We start from the raw sequence: 1137 nt of genomic DNA on the forward strand, positions 1-1137 counted from the left end.
ACTGGACGTAATCGACTTGTGCGGGGAGACGGCCGTGGACACGCGGATTGCGGCGGAAGCCGACCGCCTGCAGCGGGGGCTGCACCTGGAGCAAGGGCCGCTGCTGCGCCTGGGGCTGATGAAGACCGGCGAGGGCGATCATCTGCTGATCGTCATCCACCATCTGGTGGTGGACGGGGTATCATGGCGGATCCTGTTCGAAGATGTACAGACCGGTTATGAGCAGGCAGAGCGGGGCGAGGAGATCCGCTTTCCGGAGAAGACGGATGCATTCCGGACGTGGTCGGAGGCCCTGGCGCGCTATGCGGACAGCGAGGAACAGCTGAATGAAATCGCTTATTGGAAGCGAATCGGGGAGACGCCGGCTGCGGCGCTGCCGGCGGACGAAGGACCCCTGGAAGCGGAGGAAACCGGCGGAGCGGTGAGCATCCGGCTGTCGCGGGAAGAGACGACGCAGCTGTTGAACCAGGCGGGCCGGGCGTACTATACGGAAATCAACGACATCCTGCTGACGGGGCTGGGCCTGGCGCTGCGGGAATGGACGGGCGAGCGGCGGTTTGTCGTGGACCTGGAAGGGCATGGCCGGGAAGAGATCGGGGAAGCGGTGGATGTCAGCCGAACGGTCGGCTGGTTTACGACGATCGTGCCGACACTGCTTGACCTGGGGTCATGCGAGACGTTGCCGGGCTGTATCAAGAGGGTGAAGGAAGGGCTGCGGAGCGTGCCGAACAAAGGGCTCGGGTATGGCGTGCTGAAGTATATGACAGCCGCGGAGCACAAGCGGGAGTTGAACTTCAACCTTCGCCCGGAGATCTGCTTCAACTACTTGGGCCAGTTCGACCGGGACGTGACGACCGGCGTCTTCGAATCGTCGGCGTACGGGACAGGTACCAGCATCGACCCGAACCTCCCCGGAGAGTACAAGCTGAACCTGAACGGGATGGTGATCGGCGGAGAGCTCGTGTTTACATGCGACTATGCAGCAGACACATACCGGATGGAAACGGTGGAACGCTGGATGGTGTGCTATGCGGAACAGCTTCGCAGACTGATTACCCACTGCACCCGGCAGGCGCACAGCGAGAAGACCGCGAGCGACTTCCGTTTGGCGGATTTGGAGCCGCAAGAAGCGAGCGG

Annotated in this window: 1 protein-coding gene; it reads left to right on the plus strand. The window is 62.7% G+C overall.

From position 1 onward, the window contains the following. Window positions 1–34: 34 nt before the first annotated feature. Window positions 35–1137, plus strand: a 1103-nt coding sequence (locus ACQ76X_RS35940; protein WP_438498671.1) for a condensation domain-containing protein, incomplete at its 3' end; no start/stop codon positions are given.

It is taken from the genome of Paenibacillus sp. IHBB 3054, from assembly GCF_051594305.1.
Taxonomy (GTDB): Bacteria; Bacillota; Bacilli; order Paenibacillales; family Paenibacillaceae; genus Paenibacillus_AQ.